22 protein-coding genes and 1 pseudogene are annotated in these 23,751 nt (G+C 58.6%); 17 read left to right on the top strand and 6 right to left on the bottom strand.

The annotated features are described in order from the left end of the window. Positions 1 to 8: 8 nt before the first annotated feature. From KGL31_11410 to KGL31_11395, 4 genes are read left to right on the top strand one after another with little or no spacing between them, the layout of a single operon-like run. A complete protein-coding gene (locus KGL31_11410; GenBank protein MDE2322498.1) occupies positions 9 to 1,499 on the top strand; it encodes an aldehyde dehydrogenase family protein in 1,491 nt (496 codons plus the stop codon). Between the two features lie 2 nt (positions 1,500 to 1,501). Further along, complete coding sequence (locus tag KGL31_11405) at positions 1,502 to 2,308, top strand: amidinotransferase (protein MDE2322497.1); 807 nt, start codon at positions 1,502 to 1,504, stop codon at positions 2,306 to 2,308. After that, positions 2,305 to 3,522, top strand: a complete 1,218-nt coding sequence (locus KGL31_11400; GenBank protein MDE2322496.1) for an aspartate aminotransferase family protein — start codon at positions 2,305 to 2,307, stop codon at positions 3,520 to 3,522. The genes KGL31_11405 and KGL31_11400 overlap by 4 nt, the downstream gene beginning before the upstream one ends. Continuing rightward, complete coding sequence (locus KGL31_11395) at positions 3,519 to 5,144, top strand: thiamine pyrophosphate-binding protein (protein ID MDE2322495.1); 1,626 nt, start codon at positions 3,519 to 3,521, stop codon at positions 5,142 to 5,144. The genes KGL31_11400 and KGL31_11395 overlap by 4 nt, the downstream gene beginning before the upstream one ends. Before the next feature lie 51 nt (positions 5,145 to 5,195). On the opposite strand, the gene KGL31_11390 is transcribed toward KGL31_11395, so the two are convergent. From KGL31_11390 to KGL31_11365, 6 genes and pseudogenes are all read right to left on the bottom strand, one after another. After that, positions 5,196 to 5,840 (bottom strand): hypothetical protein, encoded by a 645-nt coding sequence (locus KGL31_11390; GenBank protein ID MDE2322494.1) that lies wholly within the window; start codon positions 5,838 to 5,840, stop codon positions 5,196 to 5,198. A gap of 18 nt (positions 5,841 to 5,858) precedes the next feature. After that, entirely contained in the window at positions 5,859 to 7,859 is a 2,001-nt protein-coding gene (locus tag KGL31_11385; GenBank protein ID MDE2322493.1) for a DUF542 domain-containing protein, read from the bottom strand. Positions 7,860 to 8,091: 232 nt separating this feature from the next. Then, complete coding sequence (locus tag KGL31_11380) at positions 8,092 to 8,556, bottom strand: hypothetical protein (GenBank protein ID MDE2322492.1); 465 nt, start codon at positions 8,554 to 8,556, stop codon at positions 8,092 to 8,094. Between the two features lie 116 nt (positions 8,557 to 8,672). Continuing rightward, positions 8,673 to 10,133 (bottom strand): hypothetical protein, encoded by a 1,461-nt coding sequence (locus tag KGL31_11375; protein MDE2322491.1) that lies wholly within the window; start codon positions 10,131 to 10,133, stop codon positions 8,673 to 8,675. Continuing rightward, a pseudogene (locus tag KGL31_11370) lies at positions 10,130 to 11,445 on the bottom strand (NAD(P)/FAD-dependent oxidoreductase). Before KGL31_11370 ends, KGL31_11375 begins: the two are co-directional and overlap by 4 nt. A 239-nt stretch (positions 11,446 to 11,684) precedes the next feature. After that, on the bottom strand, positions 11,685 to 12,284 hold the full coding sequence (locus KGL31_11365; GenBank protein ID MDE2322490.1) for a peroxiredoxin: 600 nt from the start codon (positions 12,282 to 12,284) through the stop codon (positions 11,685 to 11,687). 275 nt (positions 12,285 to 12,559) lie between these two features. Between KGL31_11365 and KGL31_11360 the strand changes: the two genes are divergently transcribed. From KGL31_11360 to KGL31_11300, 13 genes are all read left to right on the top strand, one after another. Beyond that, a complete protein-coding gene (locus KGL31_11360; protein ID MDE2322489.1) occupies positions 12,560 to 13,534 on the top strand; it encodes a beta-propeller fold lactonase family protein in 975 nt (324 codons plus the stop codon). Positions 13,535 to 13,666: 132 nt separating this feature from the next. Continuing rightward, on the top strand, positions 13,667 to 13,942 hold the full coding sequence (locus KGL31_11355) for a DUF4242 domain-containing protein (GenBank protein ID MDE2322488.1): 276 nt from the start codon (positions 13,667 to 13,669) through the stop codon (positions 13,940 to 13,942). Positions 13,943 to 14,191: 249 nt separating this feature from the next. Further along, entirely contained in the window at positions 14,192 to 14,641 is a 450-nt protein-coding gene (locus tag KGL31_11350; GenBank protein ID MDE2322487.1) for an Rrf2 family transcriptional regulator, read from the top strand. A gap of 33 nt (positions 14,642 to 14,674) precedes the next feature. After that, entirely contained in the window at positions 14,675 to 15,589 is a 915-nt protein-coding gene (gene cysK, locus KGL31_11345) for a cysteine synthase A (GenBank protein ID MDE2322486.1), read from the top strand. 19 nt (positions 15,590 to 15,608) lie between these two features. After that, positions 15,609 to 16,757 carry a molybdopterin-synthase adenylyltransferase MoeB gene (gene moeB / locus KGL31_11340; protein MDE2322485.1) on the top strand — a complete coding sequence of 383 codons (1,149 nt, stop codon included), beginning with the start codon at positions 15,609 to 15,611 and terminating at the stop codon, positions 16,755 to 16,757. After that, a complete protein-coding gene (locus KGL31_11335; GenBank protein ID MDE2322484.1) occupies positions 16,744 to 17,793 on the top strand; it encodes a YeeE/YedE family protein in 1,050 nt (349 codons plus the stop codon). Before moeB ends, KGL31_11335 begins: the two co-directional genes overlap by 14 nt. A 43-nt stretch (positions 17,794 to 17,836) precedes the next feature. Beyond that, positions 17,837 to 18,064, top strand: coding sequence for a sulfurtransferase TusA family protein (locus KGL31_11330; GenBank protein ID MDE2322483.1), 228 nt, complete (start codon positions 17,837 to 17,839; stop codon positions 18,062 to 18,064). Between the two features lie 26 nt (positions 18,065 to 18,090). Beyond that, positions 18,091 to 18,336 (top strand): sulfurtransferase TusA family protein, encoded by a 246-nt coding sequence (locus KGL31_11325; GenBank protein ID MDE2322482.1) that lies wholly within the window; start codon positions 18,091 to 18,093, stop codon positions 18,334 to 18,336. An 84-nt stretch (positions 18,337 to 18,420) separates the two neighbouring features. Next, positions 18,421 to 19,356: a cysteine synthase family protein gene (locus KGL31_11320; protein ID MDE2322481.1), complete on the top strand. Its 936-nt coding sequence runs from the start codon at positions 18,421 to 18,423 to the stop codon at positions 19,354 to 19,356. A gap of 7 nt (positions 19,357 to 19,363) precedes the next feature. Further along, on the top strand, positions 19,364 to 19,858 hold the full coding sequence (locus KGL31_11315) for a M67 family metallopeptidase (GenBank protein ID MDE2322480.1): 495 nt from the start codon (positions 19,364 to 19,366) through the stop codon (positions 19,856 to 19,858). A gap of 3 nt (positions 19,859 to 19,861) precedes the next feature. Next, on the top strand, positions 19,862 to 20,803 hold the full coding sequence (locus KGL31_11310; protein MDE2322479.1) for a sulfite exporter TauE/SafE family protein: 942 nt from the start codon (positions 19,862 to 19,864) through the stop codon (positions 20,801 to 20,803). A gap of 48 nt (positions 20,804 to 20,851) precedes the next feature. Further along, on the top strand, positions 20,852 to 22,681 hold the full coding sequence (locus KGL31_11305) for a nitrite/sulfite reductase (protein ID MDE2322478.1): 1,830 nt from the start codon (positions 20,852 to 20,854) through the stop codon (positions 22,679 to 22,681). Positions 22,682 to 22,747: 66 nt separating this feature from the next. Beyond that, a complete protein-coding gene (locus tag KGL31_11300; protein ID MDE2322477.1) occupies positions 22,748 to 23,728 on the top strand; it encodes a beta-propeller fold lactonase family protein in 981 nt (326 codons plus the stop codon). Positions 23,729 to 23,751: the final 23 nt, after the last annotated feature.

The raw sequence follows: 23,751 nt of genomic DNA, 5'->3' as shown, positions 1-23,751 counted from the left end.
GTAGATCGATGGAGGGAAAAAACTATATTGCGGGAAAATGGGTAGATGCGGTCGGAGAGGCCAGGTTCGAAAGTCGCAATCCCGCCAAGTTCGATCAGGTGCTGGGTACTGTAGCGCTGTCGAATCGGGAGGACGCGGAGCGGGCGGTCGCGGCCGCGAAATCGGCGTTTCATGGCTGGCGCGCACTGTCCCGCGTGAAAAGGGGGGAGTATCTCGACCGCTTCGTCGAAGTCATCAAGTCTCAGACTGATGAGATTACCCGTCTCGTGGCGTCTGAGGCCGGCAAGGCGCATAACGAGGCCAAAGCCGATGTCGTCGAAGGAATCCATATGGCGCAGTACATGTTCGGCCATGCGCGGCTTGCTTCTGGCCAGGTCGTTCCCTCGGAGATCGCTGAGAAGGATGCGTATATGTTCCGTAAGCCGAAAGGCGTGGTGGCGGTTATCAGCCCTTGGAATTTCCCCTTTGCGATTCCTATCTGGCTGATTACGCCGGCCCTACTTGAAGGGAACACGGTGGTCTTCAAGCCGTCCGGGAACACCCCGTTGGTGGGGGAGAAGATCGTGGAGTGCTTTGAGCGGGCCGAACTGCCTCCAGGCGTCCTGAATCTCATTCATGGTACGGGAGAGGATACAGGGTGGCCGCTGGTGACCCACCCCGACGTCGAGGTGGTGCTCTTTACCGGCTCGTATGATGTGGGATCACGGATCAAGGAGACCTGTGTCAAGGACTATCGGAAGATGTACGCCTGCGAGATGGGCGGGAAGAATGCGATGATCGTCTGCAAGGATGCCGATCTTGATCTGGCCGTCCGGGCGGCGATCCTCAGCGCCTTCAAGACAACGGGTCAGCGTTGCACCTCAGCCTCTCGCCTCATTGTCCATGAGAGCCGAATGGAGGAGTTCGCAAACGCCTTTGTTGCCATGGCGAGGCGAATCGTCATCGGCGATCCCCTCGATCCCCAGGTCTTCATGGGGCCGCTCATCAATGAAGGGGCGATGAAGAAGGTGAGTTTCTATAACCTGCTGGCGAAGCAGGAGGGGGCCCACGTGCTGCTGGATGGCGGGCGTCTGGAGGAAGGGGCCTATCGGCACGGATACTTCTTCAGCCCCTTCATCTATCGCATGGCGCATCGGAAGGACGCCAGGGTGCTCCACGAGGAGGTCTTCGGGCCGCATGTTGCCGTGATCCCATTCCGAACGCTGGATGAGGCCATAGCCATCCATAACGATGTGGATTATGGCCTGGCTTGCTCTGTGATCACCGAAGATTACCGGACCGCCCATCGTCTTCGAGAGGAGTGTGAGTTCGGCGTCGGGTACTGGAATCTGCCCACCATCGGCGCCGAGGTGCATCTGCCCTTCGGCGGGCTGAAGAAGAGCGGGACTGGCGTCCCCGCGTCCTGGCCTTTGTTGGATCTTGTCACGCACAAAGTGGCGTGGACCGTAGGTCACAGTTACGAGATCAAAATGGCGCAAGGTCTGAGCGCCGACGTGTAGCCATGACCCGACTGCTGATGTGTCGTCCCGACCATTACGGGATCTACTATGTGATCAATCCCTGGATGGATCGAAGACGCCAGGCGGATCGCGACATCGCGCTGAGACAGTGGGAGGCATTGTATCAACTGCTCACCGACACGTTGCGGGTTCAGGTGGAACTTCTGCCTTCTGTTCCTGGGCTGCCTGATCTCTGCTTCACCGCCAACGCCGGGCTTCTAGTTCATAACTTATTTGTGAGTAGTCGTTTCCGATATGCTGAGCGTGAGGCGGAAGTTCCTCATTTCACACGGTGGTTTCTGGAGCGGAATTACAGGGTCGTGTGTCTTCCCCAACCCGCCTTCTTTGAAGGGGAAGGGGATGCGCTCTTCTGCGGGGATGTGTTGTTCGCCGGATACCGCTTTCGGTCCGAACTGCAGGCCCATCGCCTGCTCGAGGAGCTTATTGAGCTGCCGGTCCATTCCTTGGAGCTGTCCGATCCGTGGTTCTATCACCTCGACACCTGCTTGTGTCTGCTCCAGCCCGGCCAGGCAGCGTACTATCCGGAGGCGTTCAGTCCCGCTTCGCAGCGGCTCTTAAAAGAGACGATCCCTGAACTCTTTCCCGTGACAGAGGCAGAGGCCAGGCGCTTTGCCTGTAACGCGCTTGTCGTTGAAAAGGCGGTAGTCATGAACGCGGACTGTCCCCACCTGTCTCGGACGTTTGCCGAGGCTGGATATCAGGTTCACCAGATTGAGACCACGGAGTTTCTCAAGGCGGGAGGCGGGCCTAAGTGCCTGGCTCTGTTCCTTGATCGGGATGCGACATGAACCATTGGGTCGAGTTGGATAAGCGGTACTTCATGGATACCGGCCACCGGCGTCTCGGGGTTACGCTCGTACGCGGGGACGGGGCGAGGGTCTGGGATGATGCCGGGAAGGAATATCTCGACTTCATTAGCGGATGGGCTGCCTGCAGTCTGGGTCACTGTCATCCTGTCATTCAGGAGACGATTCGGGAGCAGGCATCACGACTTATCTTGGCAAGCCTTGATGTCTATACGACTCCGCAAATTGAACTGGCAGAGCTACTGATCTCCAGAAGCGGTTTGGCGAAAATCTTCATCTGTAACAGCGGCGCCGAGGCGAACGAGGGAGCGGTGAAGTTGGCCAGAAAATATGGGAAGCTGCATCTGGGTGGCGCCTACGAGGTTATCTCGGCTCTGAAGAGTTTCCACGGTCGAACATTGGCGATGGTGGCCGCGACAGGCAAGCCGGAGTATCAGGCCCCCTTTACCCCGCTCCCTGAAGGATTCACGAATGTTCCGTACGACAACCTTCCCGCCCTGCGGGCCGCCGTCGGTAAGCGGACCTGCGCGATCCTACTGGAGCCGATCCAGGGCGAGGGGGGCGTCAATGTTCCGGCTGAGCACTATCTGCAGGAGGTTCGCGCCCTCTGCGACGAGCGGGGCATTCTGTTGATCCTAGACGAGGTCCAGACGGGCTGCGGTCGAACAGGGACGCTGTGGGCATACGAGGGTTTCGGCATCAGGCCGGATATTATGACGGTAGGTAAAGGGCTGGGCGGCGGGGTTCCCATTGCCGCATTTCTGGCAAACGAACGAGCTGCCTGTTTCGGACCTGGCGATCACGGCTCCACCTATGGCGGCAACCCGCTCTGCACTGCGGTGGCCGCTGCGGTCTTACGGTATATTTTAAAGGAAGATTTAGTCGGTAACGCGGCTCGTATGGGGCACTATTTCCAAGAACGGCTTCTGACGTTGCGAGAGAAGTGGGAGATAGTCAAGGAGGTTCGGGGTCGAGGCCTGCTGCTGGCAGTGGAGTTCACGAAGCCGATCGCGCTCTCGATGGCCCAGGCCTGCCGCGAACGGGGTCTGCTGATCAACCCCATTCCGCCTCAAACAATCCGGTTCATGCCCCCCCTGATTATCGGACGCCAAGATGTGGATCAGGCTATGATAATTCTGGAGAGCGCTATTGGCCAGATCGCGCACGTGGTGCCCTCGTCCACAGGAACCCGATGACTGGCGCAGAAACAGTTGTCGAATGCCTGAAGGCTCAAGGGATTGAGCTTATCTTCGGGATACGCGGCCTGCACATTACGCCTGTAGCTGCCGCCGCTAAAAGACAACGTATTCGATTCATCGAGGTCCGGCACGAGCAGTCTGCAGCCTTCATGGCGGATGCCTACGCCAGAGTGACCGGCAGGGTCGGGGTTGTGCTGGCCGGGACGGGCGCCGGCACTGCCGCCACGATGATCGGGATCCAGGAGGCCTATTGCAGCTCCTCGCCGGTGTTGCTCATTGCCAGCCAGATTGAGCGAGCGCATCTGCACAAGGGATGGGGAGACGTCCACGAGGTAAAGGATCAGCATGGTGTAATTTCGAACGTGGCTGAGGCCTGTTATGATGTGAAGACCGTATCAGACATCCCCCACTGCCTGCATGAGATCTTCTCCAGGATGCAGAATGAAAGGCCGCGACCGTACGGGCTGGAGATTGCTGCGGATATTCTGAAGGAGGAGCTTGCTGCTCCCTTCTCATATCAGCCGGCAGTGCGCATGCCAAAACTGGCTGACGAAAAGAGGCTGGAAGAAGCGGTAGAGCTGGTTGCAGGGGCGAGGCGGCCTATCATCTATGCCGGAGGCGGTACGATCGCCTCCGCCGCAGGCCAAGCGATTGAACAATTGGCCGAATTGCTCAATGCCCCGGTGCTTACCAGCATCAAAGGCAAGGGCGCAATTCCGGAGGACCATGGTCTGTCGCTCGGCAATCTGGGGGCCGAGGAACCCGTTCGATCGCTCCTTGCGAAGGCCGATCTGGCTATTGTGGTCGGCACACGATTCAGTAACCGATCAACAGGCAAATGGTCGTTGCGGCTGCCTCCACGATGGATCAGGGTCGACCTGGATCAGCGGCAGTTCGGCCAGACCCATCCAAACATCCAGGGGCGCGATGTCGTCGAACTGGTGGGCGATGCTCACACAACCTTAGAGGCTATTCTTGGAAGACTTGAAAAGCAGCCGTCATCCCAGAAGGGCTTTGAGGGGTCGGAAATTGTCGAGGCCAAGCGGCAGGTCCTGGATAGATTAAAGGCGAACTACCCGATCGAGGTGCGACTCCTTGAAATTATCCGAAGCGCGCTGCAAAGGGATGCCTTTGTGGCCAACGATTCCACCGTTGCCACGTACTGGGCACGCCGATACTTCGAGGTGTACGAACCCGGGACCTTTCTCTGGGCAATGGGAAGCGGGACGATCGGCTTCGGGTTGCCGGCCGCCATCGGCGCGAAGCTCGCAAAACCCGAGAGCCAGGTCCTGGCGCTGTGTGGTGACGGCGGGTTCCTTTACTCCTGTCAGGAGTTGGCGACTGCCGTCAAGCACCGCCTCGCCATTGTTGTCTTACTCTTTAACGATAACGCCTTTGGCGTTGTAGACTATGCCGAGCGAAAGGCGGGCCAACTGTTTGGCGACGAAGCGCTCTGCAACCCAGACTTCGTTGCCTTCGCGAAGTCATTTGGAGCGAATGCAGTGCGGGTCGATTCGCTCGAGCGGATCGGCGAGATCGTTGAGAAGGCGTTCGCGCAAAACCGGCTGACGGTTGTTGAGGTTCCCGCAGCCTTACATGTCCCGCCAGACCTCGTCTGAGGGAAAGGACGCCGTGATCCAAGCGATGTCCTGACCTGTCTCCTCCTTACCCTATGACCCGACCGCCTGTACGCGGACGACGCGCCCGTCGGCCTCGAGGATATCTTCTACACGTGCGTTCCAGAGGGAGCGGAAACGAGCTACCGAGGCGGGGTCGCCATTGGAGAGCGCGGGGCCGATAGCTGCCGGCAGGTCTTTGGAGGTCGGCACCACGTTCGGCTCGTATGTGACATGGACGGTGCGCCCGGTGTCGAGGCGCTCAAAGTCGAACTCGCTGTGGCGCAGATCATCGGTCCGGAAGACGAACAGGTCGCGCCGGCGAAAGCGTCCCGCGCCCAACCCTCCAAAACCGGTTTCAGGTGCGGCGCCGATCGCGACGTTGACCAGTTGTGAGATCGGCCCATACCCAAAGTCCGTCGGACCGCCGTATGCCGTGACCCGTACATTGCCGCGAACGGCCGGCTCATCGCCATACAAGGCTTTGAGCCCATGCCGCAAGACGAGATACGCGCCGGCGACGGTCGGACACATATGGCCCGCCGCTTTCACCAACTCGTCAAAACTGACCGAGATCGGCTCCCCGGGAGCGACCAGTCCCAGGAACTCGAGAAAGGGATCGCGTACGACAATCGGTTCGGGACGCACTCGCAATGAGAGTGCGAGTTGTTCGCGGGGTGTCGACTTCTCCATGCTCATAACGGCTGTATCCTCCTTTTACGCTTCGTGCGATATCGCTGCCAGCTTTCCCAATTCGGCCAGCAGCGGTTCAAGTTCGACGCGATGAATCTGACATGCCTGTCGCAATGTCACCGTGGGGGCCATCGCCGCGCGCATTTCCGGGTTTTGGAGCGGGCGTAAACCACGGCTTACAAGCAGTTCGAGGGCGCCCGGGATGGTCAGCAGATCGGCGACGAGGTTGTCCGCCAGTGGGTCTATGCCTGTTGGACCGGGTGCTACGGTCAGCGGGTGCGCACGCATGGTCATGAATACGTTGACGGCAAACGCAGCAAAGGCTCCGACGCCTAACAGACCGGAAATGGAGATATACGGCCACACTTCGGCCAGACCGGCTACCTCAACCAGCAGTTCGAGGCCGCGTGTGACGATGGTCGCGTTGAGCAGGTAGAAGGTCGCGTCGCGCCATCTCGTGCTCCATAGCGGTGTTCCCGCAAATACCGGGATGAGGCGCGCGGCAACGCCGACGATAATCTGCGTCAGAAAGCCGAGGGTGAACGCATGCCGACCGAAATCCAGGACCAGCGCCGGCATGGGGTTGCCTGTAAACGCCGACACGGCGCTCCAAACGGGTGTGAACACCAGTGCGACGAGCAACCATACATAGGCGACGATCAGAAACTTTTCGTAGCCACGGTCGCCCACTTGGGTCTGATTCTCCCGGGACCCCAGGATACCAAGCCGCAGGACAAACCCCCCTACCATCAATGACAGCGTTGCCCCGGTCAGTACGCGCGCGATTGGAAGCAGTGTCCATGTTTCAATGACAGCCACGCTCACCCATGCCAATACCGCCAATTGATAGCAGGCGAATAGTACACTGCTTGTCCGTTGAGATAATGGCGGCAGGCCCAGGAACACCGGCACGATGCGTAAACTCATGCCAAGAATCCATGAACCCGCGAAACCCCACAGCGCCGCTTCCCACACGGCCGGTTGGAGCGGATCGGCCCATGCAGCCGTGACAACGGCCAGAGTGGCCGCAACCGCCAGCCATGCACAGCCGGCGCGTAGATAGCGCTCGAAGCCCTCCGGCGTCGGCGGGCCGGCAGCCAGGCTGCAATGGATAACCCATCCGAAACCTGACGCTGCCGCAAGCAGCGCAATGGCGCCCATCAACTGCGACGGCCCAACGACCGGCGGCCCGACGAGCAGGCCGACGGCGACGGCAAGCACGCCGCCAGTTTCCAGCCAGAATGATGCCGAGGCCACGCCAGGCGCGGCAAGCGGCGCCCCTTTAAAGCGCGGGATGACGTGGTAGGCGACACCCATAATGAAGAGGGCAGCGAAGCCGAAGACCTGCGTGTACCCGTGCGCCAGTCTCGCGGCGTCCGTCGGCAGTCCGTCGAGGAAATTCCAGGGAAGCGTAAGCGTGGCAAGGGTCAGCGCGCCGAGCGTACTGCCGAAGGTGAGCGCAAAAAGCAGGCTGGCGGCGAAGAACCGGACGTAGCCCGTCGGCCGGGGAACGGCGGGCGTGACAATAACCGCACGTGGCGCGGGTGTGGGCGCCGCCGCTACCTCGTAGGCGGGCGAGGCGCAAGGATGCACAGCCGCTGGTGCAACGGCGGCAGACCGTTCACGCGGCGCGCCCGCTCGATTCAAAGCCGTAAGCAGTTCGTCGAGATCAATATTGCGGACGTGCGCGGCCTCGGCGAGCGTTGCGCTGCCTCCGCAGCATGTGTCGATTCCGTGCGCATTCAGGACCCGGCTGAGGGTCGGATTGGTATGCACGACATCGTCAACTGTCGTTGCGCTCGTGAACGCGACGGCAACGAATCGTTCACGCGGCTCGCCTTCTCGGTTCAAAGCCGTAAGCAGTTCGTCGAGATCAATATTGCGGACGTGCGCGGCCTCGGCGAGCGTTGCGCTGCCTCCGCAGCAGGTGTCGATCCCGTGCGTATTCAGGATCCGGCTGAGAGCTGGGTTAGCATGTACGACATCGTCAACTGTCGCTGCGCTCGTGAATTGCTGTGCGCCCATTTACCGGCTCATCGTGCAACATCTGTGCATGATTAGGCAGACATCGCCCACTACACTACCTACCTTAAAAAATTGGAGAGCCTCCAAGGGGCAGATTGGCAACACATCGGGTCAATCGGGAGGGCCTGGGAGCCCCGGTGAGGGCTACCGCGCCAAGGAAGTGGCTTCCAATCCTGCCTGTTAAAAAATATAGCTGAAGCGCTAGGGGAGGTCAAGGCAAACGTAGATATGTTCAGCGCGCTTCGTCGAGCCGATATACGGCATGACAGGCCACGCAGTTGCCGGTCAGCTTCGCGAGCCCACGGAGGATATCAGCGTGACTGCCACCGGCTTTAATCTGGTCGGCCAGCATATCGAATCCCCGATGGGTGTGCATGCCTAGCTCCAGGAACGGTTGGGGAAGCAGTGACTTGATATGTGGATCAGTGTCGGCGGCTACCGCCATGCCCGACGCGCGGGCCGCATTCTCCGCCGCAGGGAGGTCATTGGCCGCTAGGCCCTGCACGATGCCGCCTACAGACCCGAGCATCTGGCGCATCTCGGCAAGAATCATATCTCGATGGATTGGGGCGAGTGCCAGCCGTTGTCGCGTGTCCGTTGAGGATTTGTGGGGTTCAACGGCAGAAGCGTTGCTGAGGCACCCAAGGACGATGGCTCCCACTACCCCCACCCAGATTCCGATCGATGTGATCCTCATGTTGGTGATGTCCTCCTTTTTGTTCTTACTGTTTCGCACGGCTCTACACCCCCGGTTGCCGGGTAAAGCCAGCCCATAGAATCGATGAAGTCTGGCGGCGCTCACACGACCCTGCGCTATTCGGGATGTTTTCCGGATCGGGAGTGAGCCATGGACATTGTCCAGTTGCCTTCTGAGACTTGTTTTATTGGAGCATTCGCCGTTTGCCACAGATTGACCGCCAGACACACGACGGCCCCCCATCCGAGTGTCCCTGAGATCGCAAAGATCGTTTGGATAAGCAGGTCGCCAGCGGGAAGCCCGTCAAGCACCCAAGACGGCAGTAGTAACGGGACAACACGGCAGAACACCGCCGCACTGCCCAACCAAAAGGTGGCATCGACTAATGCAGTACTGGCCACCCGTTTTCTCCGCATGAAGCCGGGCAGCATCCGAACCGACGCACCGAAAATGAGGTGGCTGATGAAGCCGAGGAGATACATGTGACGGATCGCATCCGCTGCGATCGGGATCGAATAGCCTAGCAGGATGGCCGCGCCGCTCAGGAGTTCCATGCACGCGCCAAGGATAAGCCATGTATAGGCGGCGTAGACCAGGCGTTCGAACCGGCCGAACTCTCCATAATCCGGTAAGCCCGGTCGCGTGGGCGGACGATCCGGTCCGGTATCAAGAAAGCGGGCATGGCGCCCCAGGGGTCGGCGGCGGGTGAGCAGATCCAATTGCCACACGAACCAGAGGATGACCCCCCCCTTCAGCAACATCCCCAAAGCGATGATCAATCTGGTGGCGTCCGGCGCGAGCCCTGCCAGGGGAGGCGCCGCTGGGACCAGTTGCAGCAATATGGACAGGAGATACGCATATCCGATGCCGTAGACCGGCCAATCTGGGGCCGGCAGAGCCAGATACAGCGGAAAGAGACGCACCGAAAGCGCGAAGGCCACCGGTAGGAGCACGAGACTAACGAAGATTTGAACGGCAAACTCGTTCCAGGCCGTGTTCACGGTAGTGGTGCTGTTCAGGGCCAGATGAAGCAGCACGAACAGGTTGAGACCCGCATAGAGGACCCAGCCGGTCGCCATCATGGCAAAATATGGTTTGACCGCACTTAACGCTGGAAGTCTTCTGGCCTGATCGCTCCCGCGTATGGTCGCAATCAGGAGCGAAACGTACAGGACAATTGCCCCCCCTTCCAGCAGTCCGGAGGCGCTTACCAGCCAACTGAGCGGAGCAAACAGGGGGCTCTCCTCAAGGGAGGCCAGAACCGTACCCCCGATCGCCCGGAGCAACAGCCCCGGCGCCATTAACCAAAGAATGTAGTTTATCCGTTCGGGATGTGGCAGGGGGAAGCTGGCCAGTCGTGGGATGAAATGCAGGCTGATGCCCATGATGAATACGCCTGCCCAGCCGACAAGTTGCAAATGCCCGTGTGTCTGGATCAGCGCGTAGAAACCCTGCCCTGCGGGCAGGCCGTAGCCGATCACGACTGCCAGATAGGCGCCGAACGCAAATCCTCCGACGATCGCGGTTGTCAGCGATGTCCAGATGAAGCCGGAGTGAAACTCGGCATATTGCTTCACTCTGAGGTGTACCTTTCAGTATCTAGTGGTTGTACGTCTGCGGGGAGACCGGAGACATTCCGTATGCCTCCGCCGATGATCAGCCGCGCAGAGCGGTACCAAGTTGTGTACGCCCACGCCCACTCGAACAAGACGATAAAACGGTTTCGAAAGCCGATGAGAAAAAAATATGAATAAATATCCAGGCAATCCAGGCGAGGAAGCCGGAAAGTTTCACCATCCCAAAATCTGCAACGGCTGCTGCCCGCCCGATGGTGGTCAGGCTTCCCCTGTCCACGTAGCGAAACGCCTCACCGGGAAATCCTTGACACCTCCGCAGGATGTTGTGAGTCGCGTGGCGACCTTGCTGGACGGCAACAGGAGCAAGGCCTGGCAATTGATGGCCTGCGTGATCGGCAATCGCAGCCAGATCGCCGATCACAAATACTTCCGGATGACCGGGAATGCTCAGATCCGGTTCCACCAGCACCCGGCCTGCGCGATCAAGCGGCACTCTGAGCGATCGAGCCAGAGGTGAAGCTGTGACCCCCGCGGCCCAGAGCACTGTTGTGGTAGGGATGTATTCGTCGCCAATCATAACGGCGTCAGGCTGGATCGCCGTCACCGGGGAATTTGTCCGCACATCCACGCTGAGTCGTCTCAGCGATGCCTCGGCCTTGGTGGAAAGATCTTCGGGAAATGATGGAAGAACTCGCGGTCCGGCTTCAACCAGAATAATGCGAGCGTCTCGTGGATTGATCGTACGAAAATCTCCCACCATCACCTTACATGCGATTTCGCCGATCGCTCCTGCCAGTTCCACACCAGTCGGCCCTCCGCCCACAATGACAAACGTGAGTAACGCCCGCCGACTGGCCTCATCCGGTTCACGCTCGGCCTTTTCAAAGGCGAGCAGGATGCGACGCCTGATTTCCAGCGCATCATCTACATCCTTCAGTCCCGGCGCATAGACCTCCCACTCGGGATGTCCAAAGTAAGAATGACATGCGCCTGTTGCCAGAATCAGATAATCGTAGTCGATCTCGCCATCCTCCAGGATAACCTTTCGGACGTTGACATCAACCGTAGTCGCCTCCGCCAGAAACACCCTTGTATTGTTCTGCCTGTTCAAGGCACAGCGTATGGGATAGGCGATGTCGGCAGGAGAGAGGCTCGCGGTTGCAACCTGGTACAACAAGGGTTGAAACAGATGATAATTTCGACGATCGATCACCGTGATCCGGACATCTGTATCTTTCAGGGACCGCGCAGCATAAAGGCCTCCGAACCCAGCGCCGACAATCACCACATGAGGGCGATCGTAAACGCTCATGGCCTTCCCTGTACCGCCAGCCGCTTTTCCACATACGCCTTCAACCGTGTTCCCTCAGATTTCTTGACTGCAGCCGCGAGTATGAGCAAGGTGATTTTTGCGCCAATAGGAAGTTTGAAGCAGCAGGGGAGGTTAAGGAAAACGTTGAGACGTGAGGGCGTGCTGAGACGGTTCGAGGGGTGGTCGGCGCAGGTGGTAAATAACCTGCAAGGCGCGACCACCCCGATCACCGTCATCCGTTACAGCTTCGCAGCCTCGCTGGCCAGGTAGCTTGCCACACCCTCGGTGGTAGGCCGCATCCCCTTGGCCCCATGTGTCCACCCGGCCGGGCAGACCTCTCCATGCGCCTCGGTGAACTGGAGCGCATCCACCATGCGAAGCATCTCATCCACATTGCGCCCGAGCGGCAGGTTGTTGACCACCTGGTGTTGGACGGTGCCGTTCTTGTCGATCAGGAACGAGCCGCGCAGGGCCACTCCGCCCGGCAGCAGTACGTCGTATTCGCGAGCGATATCCTTTGTAAGGTCGGCGACCAGCGGATAGCCTACCGCACCGATGCCACCCTTATTGACAGGGGTGCAGCGCCATGCGGCATGGGTGAAATGTGAATCCACCGAGCAACCGATCACCTGCACGCCGCGCTTGTTGAACTCGGCCACGCGATGATCAAAGGCGATAATCTCAGAAGGGCAGACGAACGTGAAATCAAGGGGATAGAAGAAGAGCACAACATACTTGCCCCAGTAGTCGGACAGTCTAAAGTTCTCCTTAAAGCTGCCGTCCGGCATGACGGCGGTTGCGGTAAAATCAGGTGCATGCTTGCCTACGAGTACGCTCATCACTCCTCCATGTTTGTGTGGGTTGATTCCAGGGTACCGATACAATGCCGCATTATAATCGTTGTCGTATCCTGCTGGCAACGTCGAAGTATCGTCGCCGGGGTGGGATTGGACGCCACCAGCCAGGATGGGGCTGAAGGCGCCATGATTCAAGCCGCTCTGACCTGTCTTCGTGATGGACATCCCTCCCGATCTGTGATAGGAAATCGTTGTTCCTGTGCCTTGCAAAAGGGCTTCTACAGACGCAATACATCGCCAAAGGGAGAGTGCAGAACATGCTGAAAACATTTCATCAAAGCTGCCGGTTCCTCGTGATAGTGCTTCTGTTGTGGTTCGCTCATATCTCGTCGGCCGCCGCGGCTGGACTGATGGCCTATGCGACGAATGAAAAATCGGATGACGTATCGGTCATTGACACCGCAACCCAGAAGGTTGTCCAGACTATCACGGTGGGCAAGCGACCGAGGGGTGTGGCGATTTCGCCGGACCGACATCGCGTGTATATTGCCAACGGTAATTCCGACGACATCAGTGTCATCGATTCCGAGGCCGGTAAGGTCGTGGAAACGTGGCCTGCCGGCGTCGATCCCGAGGGGGTAGCGCTCAGTTCCGACGGAGCCCGCCTGTACGCGGTGAACGAGAACGGTGGAACAGTTACGGTGATCAATACTAAAACCGGCACAGTGATGGCCACCATCGAGGTTCAGACCGAACCCGAATCGATTGTCCTCAGCCCCGATGGTCGCCTGGCCTACGTCTCCAACGAGACATCCAGCACCATCTCGGTCATCGATACCTCGGCCCTCAAGGTCGTGGCAACCATCCCGGTCGCGAAGAACCCCCGCGGGATCGCCTTCAGCCCGGACGGCAAGTACGCGTATGTGGCGAGCGAGCAGGCGGAGCCCGGCATCCTATCGGTCATCGAGGTGGCCCGGCACCGGGTAATCAAGAAGATTCCCGTAGGCGAACGGCCGGTCGGGGTGGTGGTAACGCGGGATGGCCGCAAGGTCTATGTGGCGCATGGACGAACCAATGCTGTCTATGTGATCGATGCCAGCACCTTGACCATCACCAAACAGATCCCTGTAGGCCAGCGGGCCTGGTATCTGGCCTTTACGCCCGACGAGCAGCGCCTCTACGTCGCGTGTGGTCGCAGCGACGCAGTGTCGGTGATCGACGTTGCGGGCGAGAAAGTGATTGCTACTGTCCCGGTTGGGAAGATGCCGTTTGCCGTCGGTATCTCGAAATAAGCAACTACGCCTGTCGGCGGGGAGATGCCTCTTGACCTGGACTATCTCGCAGGTATACCCGGGATTGGATGGCGGTGAGCGCGCGAAGCGGTATGGGGAGCGTAAGGTTAGTCGCAAAAAAGGAGGTTCACGATGCCAAAGTATCTGATTGAGCGTGACATCCCCGGGGCAGGCAAGCTTTCGGCTCAGGAGCTTCAGGCCATCTCGCAGAAGTCGTGCGGCATACTCGGCAAGCTGGGGCCGCAGATTCAGTGGGTCCACAGCTACGTGACCGATGAGAAGGTTTATTGTGTCTACATCGCGCCCGACGCCGAAATGGTGCGAGAGCACGCCCGCCAAGGCGGCTTCCCGGCGAACCGGATCTCGGAGATCAGATCGGTAATCGATCCCACAACCGCTGAAGAGTGATCCTGGCCATCAATGCTCCTGTTAGCTGGCACCGGCTCTCCAACGGCGGCTTGGAGACTGTCAGCGCTGCCATCCACTGGGTCAAAAAGACCGCGAGATTCCGCAACGTCGAGTACTTCAAAACGGTGATCTACTTTCATTGTCGAGGAGCAGCCCTTTGTTAAAAAAATGCTTGACATGATTCTTTGTGGTAGCTATAAATACTGAGTAACTCAATCGACTTACTCGGTATTAGCTAGGTGATTCGAAATGAAGGTATCCACGAAGGGTGATTACGCGACACGAGCGATGCAGGATCTGGCTCTCCATTATGAGAAAGGGCCGATTCAGATTGAAGAGATCGCTCAACGACAACATCTCCCCGTACGTTATCTGGAGCAGATTCTGTTGAGTCTCAAACGAGCCGGCTTTCTCGAGAGCAAGCGGGGTATGAGTGGGGGCTACTATCTGGCCAAACATCCCCGGGAGATCACCGTCGGGGCCATCATCAGAACCATGGAGGGTCCGATTATTCCTATTTTCTGCGTGGGGAGCGGGCCGCGAGAGATCTGCATCGAAGAGCCTCACTGCTGCCTTCGGGATATCTGGGCTGACGTCCGCGATGCCGTAGTGAAGATTGTGGACCACACCACGCTTGAAGACCTCTGCCGTCAAATCCATACGAAACAGGAGCGAGGGGGGGTAAGCTACCAGATCTAACCGGTCTGGGCTGCCTGGAGGTTAAACTCGTCGATGCCACGTTTGGTTCGAAATGCCCTGGAACTGATAGGCGACACGCCGCTGGTGCAATTACAACGAATCGCGCGTTGCGGATCCGCTCGGATTCTTGGAAAGCTGGAGTCATGTAATCCAGGTGGAAGCGTAAAAGATCGGATCGCCTTGGCAATGATCGAGGAGGCAGAGCGGAGGGGGCGTCTGAAGCCGGGTGACACGATCGTCGAGCCGACCTCCGGTAATACAGGGATCGGGCTTGCGATGGTGGCTGCCGTCAAAGGGTACCGCCTGATCCTGACGATGCCGGAGGATATGAGCGTGGAACGGCGGAGGCTGGTCAGTCGGTTCGGAGCCGAGGTGATCCTGACCCCGGCCATCGAGGGGATGAGCGGCGCAGTCTATGCCGCGGAATCTCTCGTGGCGCAAAATCCAGGTTACTTCATGCCGCAACAGTTTGTGAATCCGGCCAACCCGGCTATCCACCGCCTTACCACGGCGCAAGAGATTCTGAAAGCGACTGATGGACAGATCGATGCCTTTGTGTCAGGCGTCGGGACTGGTGGGACGATTACCGGAGTGGGCGAAGTGCTGAAAAGGGAAATCCCTGACGTTCGGGTGGTCGCGGTGGAACCGGCCAGATCCCCCGTCTTGCAGGGGGGTAGAGCCAGGCCGCATGGCATCCAGGGGATCGGCGCGAGCTTCGTGCCCGGCGTGCTGAATATGCAAGTGGTTGATGAAATTATCTCAGTAGAGGATGAGGATGCCTATCGGATGGCGTCTCGCCTGGCCAGGGAGGAGGGCCTTCTGGTGGGGATCTCAGCCGGAGCCAACGTCTTTGCCTCGACGGTGGTTGCCGAACGGCTTGGAACCGGAAGGGTTGTGGTGACAATCCTCCCCGATACAGGGGAACGGTACCTGTCGGTCTCACTCTGACCTATAAGGGAGTAAACGCATGAATGGCTATCGTGGCGTGGAGGTCTCTCAGGCGAGCAGATCAGCGGAGGGTGACCGCAGGGAGGCGATCCGTGTCTACATCCCGACCCCGTACCGAGGACTGACTCAGAATCAGCCCCTGGTGAAGGGACGAGGGGATAATCTGGTGGAGCTTCTGGAGGATCTGGAAACGCGCTTTCCAGGGATCCACAGACATGTATTCGACAAGATGGGCGAACTCCACCGTCACCTCAACGTCTATGTGAACAATGTGGCGGTAGAGGAATTGGGGGGGAAGCGGACCGCGCTCAAGGAGGGAGACGAGGTGGCTTTGATTCCGGCCATGGCGGGGGGGGCTGTTCCGTTCAACGAAGAGCAGGTCCGGCGCTACAGTCGTCACATCATCCTCCCTGAGGTGGGCGGGAAGGGACAGCGCAAGCTCTTGAACAGTTCCGCGTTGCTCGTCGGGGCGGGTGGTCTGGGCTCCCCTGCGGCTCTGTACCTGGCCGCTGCCGGCGTCGGTCGCCTCGGCATCATCGACGCTGATGTTGTGGACCTGAGCAACCTGCAACGCCAGATTCTCCACCACATGGATGATGTGGGACGACCGAAGGTTATCTCGGCGGTTGAGACGATCGGCCAGATCAATCCCGACGTGAAGGTAGAGCCGATTCAAGCGGTCCTCTCCTCAGCCAATGCCAAGGATGTCATCAGCCAGTATGATCTGGTGGTGAATGGCTGCGATAATTTTCCGACCCGATACCTGGTCAACGACGCCTGCGTGCTCTTGAAGAAACCCCTCGTGGACGGGTCGATCTTCAAGTTCGAAGGACAGGTGACGGTCTTTATCCCCGGTCAAGGCTGCTATCGCTGCCTGTATCCCGCCCCCCCTCCCCCAGGGCTTGTCCCGAGTTGCCAGGAAGCCGGCGTACTGGGCGTTCTGTGCGGCATTGTCGGCAGTCTGCAAGCGATCGAGGCGATCAAGCTGCTGCTCGGGATCGGCGATTCCTTGGCCGGACGGCTCCTCTTCTTTGATTCGTTGGGGATGGAGTTCAGGCAGGTTAAGGTACGGCGCGACTCGGACTGCCCGGTGTGCGGCGACCATCCGACGATTACCGATCTGATCGATTATCATGAGTTCTGTGGAGTGCCGGGTGGTGATCACTGAGACGACGACCAGTACAGCCATGATCCGGATGGTGGGCTTGGGCCTCATCGTCGGGGTGGCCTTCGGATACGCCCTGCAGCGCGGTCGCTTCTGCATGAACTCGACGTTTCGCGATATCCTGTTGGCGAGGGATTTCACGCTGCTGCGAGCCTACCTGCTGGCTCTTCTGATTCAGATGGTCGGAGTGAGAGCGATGGCGGCGTTGGGCCTGTTCGGGTTAGGCATTGCACCATTTTTCTGGATGGCGACTCTCTTCGGTGGATTTGTCTTTGGCCTCGGTATGGCATTTTCCGGCGGGTGTGCGAGCGGGAGCACGTACCGGTCCGGCGAGGGGATGGTAGGGTCAATTATCGCGCTGCTCGGCTTTGTGTTCGGGATGACTATGACGAATGACGGCGTGTTGGAGCCGATACAGGCGGCCTTTCGAAGTTGGGTCGTTGAGATCGACGGTCAGCCTGCGACGCTGGATCGCCTCTTGGGCGTGAGCCCTTGGGTACTGGTTGTGACGTTCGTGGCGATTGGCGGATGGTGGCTTGTGAAAAGCCCATCCGGCGGCTACCAGAGAGGGTGGAGTTGGGCAAGGAGCGGGATCATCATCGGCCTGATCGCGACGGCTGCCTGGCCGATCTCCGCCCTCACCGGAAGGGAGTACGGTCTCTCGATCACCGAGCCGATTCGAACCATCTCGGGGTTTCTGTTCACAGGTGAGACCTCCCTGCTTACCTGGGGGAGTTTTATGTGGGTAGGGATCATTGCGGGCGCTTACGTGGCGGCGCGGTCGCATGGAGAATTTGCCTGGCGCGCCCCCGGCGCTCAGCGCCTGCTCCAGGCTCTCGGGGGTGGTCTGCTGATGGGTGTGGGGGCGGCCATGGCGGGCGGCTGCAACATCGGCCACGGATTGACCGGAGTGCCACTTTTTGCGCTGAGCAGTATGACGGCGACTCTCAGCATTATCCTGGGAGTCTGGACTGGAGCCTATCTGTTATTCGGCAGTGTGGCATTTGAGCGTGGGGTGCGAAGCGTCCAGCGGGCGTAGTGTCTCCCGAACGTGGGGCCGAACGAGAAACGGTGAAGAAGCGATGACAACGTACTCCCTTGATGTGACTGGAGAGATCTGCCCGTATCCTTTGATGTTGACCAAGCAGAAGATGGGGGAGCTCACGACCGGCGATCAACTGGTGGTGATTGTCGATTACCCGAAATCGGTCGAAGACATCCCCAGGTGGGCGAAAGAAGAAGGTTACTCAGTCCTCGCCATTTCGGAAGTCGGCAGAACGCAATGGGAAATCGTTCTGGAAAAAGCCTGAGCTGTATGATGAGTGGAGGAGGAAAAATGAGTAAGGCGCCTGAGCAGGTAGCTGAGTCCCTCGATCTGAAGGGTGAGGTATGCCCCTACACGTTTGTGAAGACGAAATTGGCATTGGACGAGCTACAACGTGGCCAGGTGCTGAGAGTCATTGTGGACAACCTCGGCTCCGCTGAGAACGTTCCCAGAAGCCTCCAGAGTGAAGGGCACGTAGTGGTAGGTGTGACGAAACTGAATGACACTGACTGGACGATTACGGTGAAAAAGGCCTGACCCCCGTAGCAGGGGTAGGGTGGGCCGGGGACGAGACAGCCGACCTGCCTGTGCGATGCACGCAGACAGGCAAAGAGGACATGAATGAAATCAGTCGATATTCTTGATGCGATCGGGCACACACCGCTGGTGGAACTGCCGCGGATGAGTCCCAAGAAAGGGATCCGGATCTTCGCCAAACTGGAGGGAGCCAACCCGACCGGCAGCTTGAAGGATCGAATCGTCAAGTACATGATCGCGCAGGCCGAGCGGAGCGGCGAGTTGACAAAGGACAAGACGATTCTGGAGCCGACGAGCGGCAACACCGGTATCGCCTTGGCCATGATCGGGAGGAGGAAGGGGTATAAGGTCAAGGTCGTGATTCCGGAAAACGCTACCCCGGAGCGGCGTCAGCTTCTGGAGATCTTCGGCGCCGAGTTGATCTATTCTGACGGGACGAAAGGGAGCAACGGCGCCATTGAGTTGGCGCAAAAACTGGTGGCGCAGGATCCGACCCTCTACATGCCCTTTCAGTACGGCAATCCGGCCAATCCGATGGCTCACTATGAAACCACCGGTGTGGAGATTCTGAATGATCTCCCGGATGTCGATGTCTTTGTGGCCGGTCTTGGGACCGGCGGAACCCTGATGGGCGTCGGTCGGCGGCTGAAGGAACATAACCCCAAGACCAAGGTTATTGCGGTAGAGCCCAATCCTGGCGATCTGGTCCAGGGACTTCGGAGTCTGGATGAGGGTTTCATCCCCCCGATTCTCGACACGAGCCTCCTGGACGGCAAGATCATGGTCGATTCCCGCTGCGCGTTTGCCGCCACCAGAGATCTGACCAACAAGGAAGGGATCTTTGCGGGCGTCTCCTCCGGAGCTGTTGTGCATGTGGCGATCAGGGCGGCACACCGTATGGAGAAGGGTAATATCGTCGTGATCCTGTGCGATACCGGATGGAAGTATATCAGTCTGGGTGTCTGGCACAAGGAGTTTCCGGAGTTGGGCGAGAACATGTACAGTCACCTCTGGTGGTAGGCCTGTGGTGAGCCCTGTCGAACCGATAATTCTTACCGAACGGGAGCTGAACGAGATCTTCGCGCACGCCGAAGAGGCGTTTCCCGAAGAGGCCTGCGGGATCGTCATCGGCAAGCAGGACGATCCCGGCACGAACCTCGTCCGCAGATGCGGAAATCTTGCAAATCAGTATCACCAGGACGATCCGATTCGGAATCCGAGAGATGCAAAGACCGCCTACATCATGGACTCGAAGGATCTGCTGCGGATTCAGAGCGAAGCGGATGCGAAAGGGTTCGAGTTCGTCGTGCTCTATCATTCACATCCGGATCATGAAGCCTACTTCTCCGAGACCGATCGAGATCTGGCGTTGTTCGACGGCGAACCGGTGTGGCCTCAGCTACGCTATCTCGTCGTATCAGTGAAAAAGGGAAAGGTCTCGTACTTCAAGGTATTTAGTTGGAACTCTGCCGAAAAACAGTTTACAGCAGAACCATCAGCGGTCTGTGGACTCATCGACTAGCACATGATGAACCTTGACGCCGGATACATCACACTTATCGGCATCACGCTCTTTGCGGCCACCGTCAATGGGGCGCTGGGATACGGATTTTCGTCGCTGACCGTTCCGGTCGCCCTTATCTTTTATTCCAACCGGATCTTGAACCCCGCCCTGGTGTTGGTGGAGGTGGTGCTCAATAGCTACGTGCTCCTCGTCAATCGTAGGAGCATCCCGAAGGTCTGGAAGAGGGTGCTGCCGATAGTGTGTGGCCTTATTCCGGGCATTATCGTGGGGAGCTATACCCTGTCGAGGGTCAGCCCGGAATGGCTCAAGCTGGTGACGTATCTCATTGTGCTGCCCTTAATCCTGCTGCAGGCGGCCGGGGCAAGACGGCCGATTCGGTCCGAACAGCTCATTGGTGTCCCGTTCGGCGCCGGCGTCGGTATCTGCTATTCGGTAACGACGATCTCCGGTCCTCCGCTGGCGCTCCTATTCAATAATCAGGGCTTTGTCAAAGGCGAGTTTCGAGCCGCCTTGGGGCTGATCCGAGTGGTCGAATCAACCGTGACAGCGACCGCATACTACCTTCTCGGTGTGTACGCTACGGCAGGTACGGGGCTCTTGCCGTCGATCGTTCCAAGTGTCGCGATAGGGATTCCGATAGGGGCCTACATCATCAGACGGATGAATGCTGAAACGTTCAGAAGAATCTGTATGAGCTTTGATGCCTGGGTGGTGGGCTTCGGCCTATCCAAGGTGTTGATCGATCTGAGGTTGGCGGCAAGCTCGAGTGCATACGTTGTCTGGCTGGGCGTTATCCTGATCGATCTGACGATGCTCTACGGCTTCTTTATGAGGGGGCCGGAGATCTCAACGGCTGCGTTGGCTGTCGATGTTCCTGACGGCAGTTCCAGCCTCATACCTCAAAAAGCACCGGCTGTGACCCCGGATGATCTGTCTACGTGAGTCTATGTCCGGGCAGTCGGCGGGCAATGAATGATGGAGAGGGTAATCATGAATGATGCGAACGAACCGGTGGGCGGCGAGCAGCCGGTACACGTCTCAACTCCGATAAACGGACGAATCAGTCACGAGAGGGTGCAGTCCGCTGACGGGTCCTCCTGGGCCAACGAGGGGGATATCGACACCTTCGATCAGTTCGTCCAACGGTTTTGGAATGGGGAGATCTCTCAGGACGAGTTTAAGCGGTTCCGCCTGCAGAACGGGATCTATGGGCAGCGGCAGGAAGGGGAACAGATGTTCCGGATCAAGATCCCGTGGGGCGGGCTCAGCGCGGCCCAACTGGAGCTGCTTGCCGAGTTGGCGGCCAAGGCTCCAAACGGGGTGGCCCACGTGACGACCCGTCAGAACATCCAGTTACACTTTATCAAGCTTGAGCAGGTCACGGGGCTGATGAGGAGTCTGGCCTCGGTCGGGCTGACGACCAGAGAGGCCTGCGGTAACACCGTCCGCAACGTCACGGTTGGACACTGTGCCGGGGTCTGTCCTCAAGAACTGTTCGACGTCACCCCGTATGCCGAGACGATTGCGCGATTTCTGCTGCGCAATCCGATGAACCAGAACCTGCCCCGGAAGTTCAAGATCGCGTTTTCCGGCTGCCCCGACGACCTTGGTCTCAGCCCCATGCAGGATATCGGGGCACGCGCTGCGCTCCGATCTGCGGCGGGAAAGGAGGAGCGGGGCTTTCAGCTCTATGTCGGGGGCGGTCTGGGTCCCATTCCACGCCTTGCGGAGTTACTCGAGGAGTTTACGCCGGCGGATCGGCTCCTGCCGACTGTCGCCGCTATCGTACGTGTATTCGACCGCCTCGGTAACCGTGACGATCGACATAAGGCCAGGATGAAGTTTGTGTTGAACAGGCTGGGGATTGAGGCGTTTCGAACGCTGGTGTTCCAGGAGCGGACCGGCCTCGATTCCACAATGGCCGGGCAGTTCCCCGCTCTTGTCGTGTGGGACAAGGTCCCGCTTCATCGTACATCGGTGGTTTCGGCGACCTCCCCCAGGGAGCCGGACGATCCTGCCTACCGGCGATGGCGGGCCACCAATGTTCTGAAGCAGAAGCAAGTCGGGTATACCATGGTCTACATTCGCCTTGAACTCGGGGACATTACCTCAGCACAGCTCAGAACCCTTGCCTTCGCGGCGCGCGAGTTCGGCGATGGCGCAGTCCGCAGCACGAACCAGCAGAACTTCGCCCTCAGGTGGATTCCCTCCGAGCGCCTGCCCGCGCTCTACCGGGTGCTGAGCGCGGTCGGTCTGGCGGTGCCATCGGCTGAACGGCTGGCGGATGTGACCGCCTGCCCAGGCGCTGATACCTGCCAGCTCGGAATTACCTCCTCTCGCGGCTTGGCGGCTGCCCTGGGAGCCCTCTGTGATGATGAATTGAAGGGCCTGGCGGATGAGACGGGGATTCGGATCAAGATCTCCGCCTGTCCAAACTCTTGTGGCCAGCATCATCTTGCAGATATCGGATTGTATGGCGGCGCCAAAAAGTTCAATGGCCAGCAGGTGCCGACCTATGAGATGTTACTTGGCGCGAAATTGACGCCAGGCCAGGCGAGTTACGCTAAACCGGTGGCGCGGATTCCGGCAAAGAATGTTCCGGGTGCGGTGGAGGCGGTCCTCCATCTATATCAGAAAGAGCGACAGGATGGGGAATCGTTCAACAACTTTTTGGATCGCTATGGGCTGGAGTCAGTAAAGACGGTTCTTGCGCCGTTTACAGACCTGCCACCGGTCTCTGAGGCGCCGGATCACTATCTTGACTATAACGCTGAAGAGGCGTTCTCTGTCCACATCGGTCCAGGCGAGTGCGCCTCGTAGTGGTCGGATCGAGAGATTGCTGAAGTGGGTTGGAAAGGTCGGCATAAAATGACGAGAGGAGACGGAATGAAGAAACAGATTGTCAGGCTGATCCCATGGATAACCGGACTGGCCTTAGGTGTGGGAGTCATGTGGATCGGCCAGGCGCACGCATTCGAGTTATGGGTGACGAATCAGGAAGATCATACCGTCATTGTGATCGATACCGAGACCAACAAGGTAATAGATACCATTACTCCAGGCGGTAAGAAGCCCCACAATATTGCCTTTTCGCCTGATGGCGCCTACGCCTTTATCGCGAATGCCGCCTCAAACGATGTGAGCATGGTCGACACGAAGACGAGGAAGCTGATTGCCACATTACCCGCCGGAACCAAAGCCCATGGTCCTGCCGTCACTCCGGATGGGCGGCAGCTCTGGGTAGCGAACCCTGGGTCAAATGATGTGACGGTCATTGATCTTGGGCGTCGGCAAACGATCGAGACAATTCCTGTCGGGAAAGCTCCTGCGCTCGTAGTCTTTGATCCGAAGGGCGCGCGAGCCTATGTCAGCAACGGGGGTTCCGGAGACCTGTCGGTCATCGATGTGAAGAGTCGAAAGATCGTCACGACGATCGAGGCTGGGCGGGGCGCCATGGGAACGGACGTGACCTGGGACGGTAAGCTCCTGTTGGTTACAGCGGGAGATGTGGATCAGGTCGACGTCATCCATCTCATGAATCATCAGGTTGCGGCAAGGATTGCCCGCGATGGCGAGCCTCATGGTCTGGTCATCTCACCCGATGGGAAGCAGGCGTATGTGGCCAGTCGTAAGGCGAATATCGTTTCGGTTATCGACTGCAAGGCATTGAAGATCGTGAAAGATATCCCGGCGGGCAGGCGGATCGACATCATTACCATCACGCCGGACGGCCGCCGCCTCTACGTGACCAGTCGTGACACGAACAGCGTGATTGCCATCGATACGTTGACGGAGAAGATTGTCGCCGAGATCTCAACAGGAAAAGACCCGCATGGGATCGCTATACTCCCTGTGAGTCATCACTAAACCGCTATGGATCCGTTGATAAG

It is taken from the genome of Candidatus Methylomirabilota bacterium, assembly GCA_028870115.1.
Lineage (GTDB): Bacteria > Methylomirabilota > Methylomirabilia > Methylomirabilales > Methylomirabilaceae > Methylomirabilis.
Note: the sequence above shows the minus strand (reverse complement) of the source record. Positions and strands in the feature narration are given on the sequence as shown.

What these genes read in the sequence shown, in the direction of transcription:
- KGL31_11350 (MDE2322487.1), top strand. Translation starts at nt 14,192, where the DNA reads ATGAAGGTATCCACGAAGGGTGATTACGCGACACGAGCGATGCAGGAT.
- KGL31_11320 (MDE2322481.1), top strand. Translation starts at nt 18,421, where the DNA reads ATGAAATCAGTCGATATTCTTGATGCGATCGGGCACACACCGCTGGTG.
- KGL31_11395 (MDE2322495.1), top strand. Translation starts at nt 3,519, where the DNA reads ATGACTGGCGCAGAAACAGTTGTCGAATGCCTGAAGGCTCAAGGGATT.
- KGL31_11365 (MDE2322490.1), bottom strand. Translation starts at nt 12,284, where the DNA reads ATGAGCGTACTCGTAGGCAAGCATGCACCTGATTTTACCGCAACCGCC.
- KGL31_11330 (MDE2322483.1), top strand. Translation starts at nt 17,837, where the DNA reads ATGACAACGTACTCCCTTGATGTGACTGGAGAGATCTGCCCGTATCCT.
- KGL31_11380 (MDE2322492.1), bottom strand. Translation starts at nt 8,556, where the DNA reads ATGAGGATCACATCGATCGGAATCTGGGTGGGGGTAGTGGGAGCCATC.
- KGL31_11360 (MDE2322489.1), top strand. Translation starts at nt 12,560, where the DNA reads ATGCTGAAAACATTTCATCAAAGCTGCCGGTTCCTCGTGATAGTGCTT.
- KGL31_11410 (MDE2322498.1), top strand. Translation starts at nt 9, where the DNA reads ATGGAGGGAAAAAACTATATTGCGGGAAAATGGGTAGATGCGGTCGGA.
- cysK (MDE2322486.1), top strand. Translation starts at nt 14,675, where the DNA reads ATGCCACGTTTGGTTCGAAATGCCCTGGAACTGATAGGCGACACGCCG.
- KGL31_11310 (MDE2322479.1), top strand. Translation starts at nt 19,862, where the DNA reads ATGATGAACCTTGACGCCGGATACATCACACTTATCGGCATCACGCTC.
- KGL31_11300 (MDE2322477.1), top strand. Translation starts at nt 22,748, where the DNA reads ATGAAGAAACAGATTGTCAGGCTGATCCCATGGATAACCGGACTGGCC.
- KGL31_11405 (MDE2322497.1), top strand. Translation starts at nt 1,502, where the DNA reads ATGACCCGACTGCTGATGTGTCGTCCCGACCATTACGGGATCTACTAT.
- KGL31_11355 (MDE2322488.1), top strand. Translation starts at nt 13,667, where the DNA reads ATGCCAAAGTATCTGATTGAGCGTGACATCCCCGGGGCAGGCAAGCTT.
- KGL31_11385 (MDE2322493.1), bottom strand. Translation starts at nt 7,859, where the DNA reads ATGGGCGCACAGCAATTCACGAGCGCAGCGACAGTTGACGATGTCGTA.
- KGL31_11305 (MDE2322478.1), top strand. Translation starts at nt 20,852, where the DNA reads ATGAATGATGCGAACGAACCGGTGGGCGGCGAGCAGCCGGTACACGTC.
- KGL31_11400 (MDE2322496.1), top strand. Translation starts at nt 2,305, where the DNA reads ATGAACCATTGGGTCGAGTTGGATAAGCGGTACTTCATGGATACCGGC.
- KGL31_11390 (MDE2322494.1), bottom strand. Translation starts at nt 5,840, where the DNA reads ATGAGCATGGAGAAGTCGACACCCCGCGAACAACTCGCACTCTCATTG.
- KGL31_11325 (MDE2322482.1), top strand. Translation starts at nt 18,091, where the DNA reads ATGAGTAAGGCGCCTGAGCAGGTAGCTGAGTCCCTCGATCTGAAGGGT.
- moeB (MDE2322485.1), top strand. Translation starts at nt 15,609, where the DNA reads ATGAATGGCTATCGTGGCGTGGAGGTCTCTCAGGCGAGCAGATCAGCG.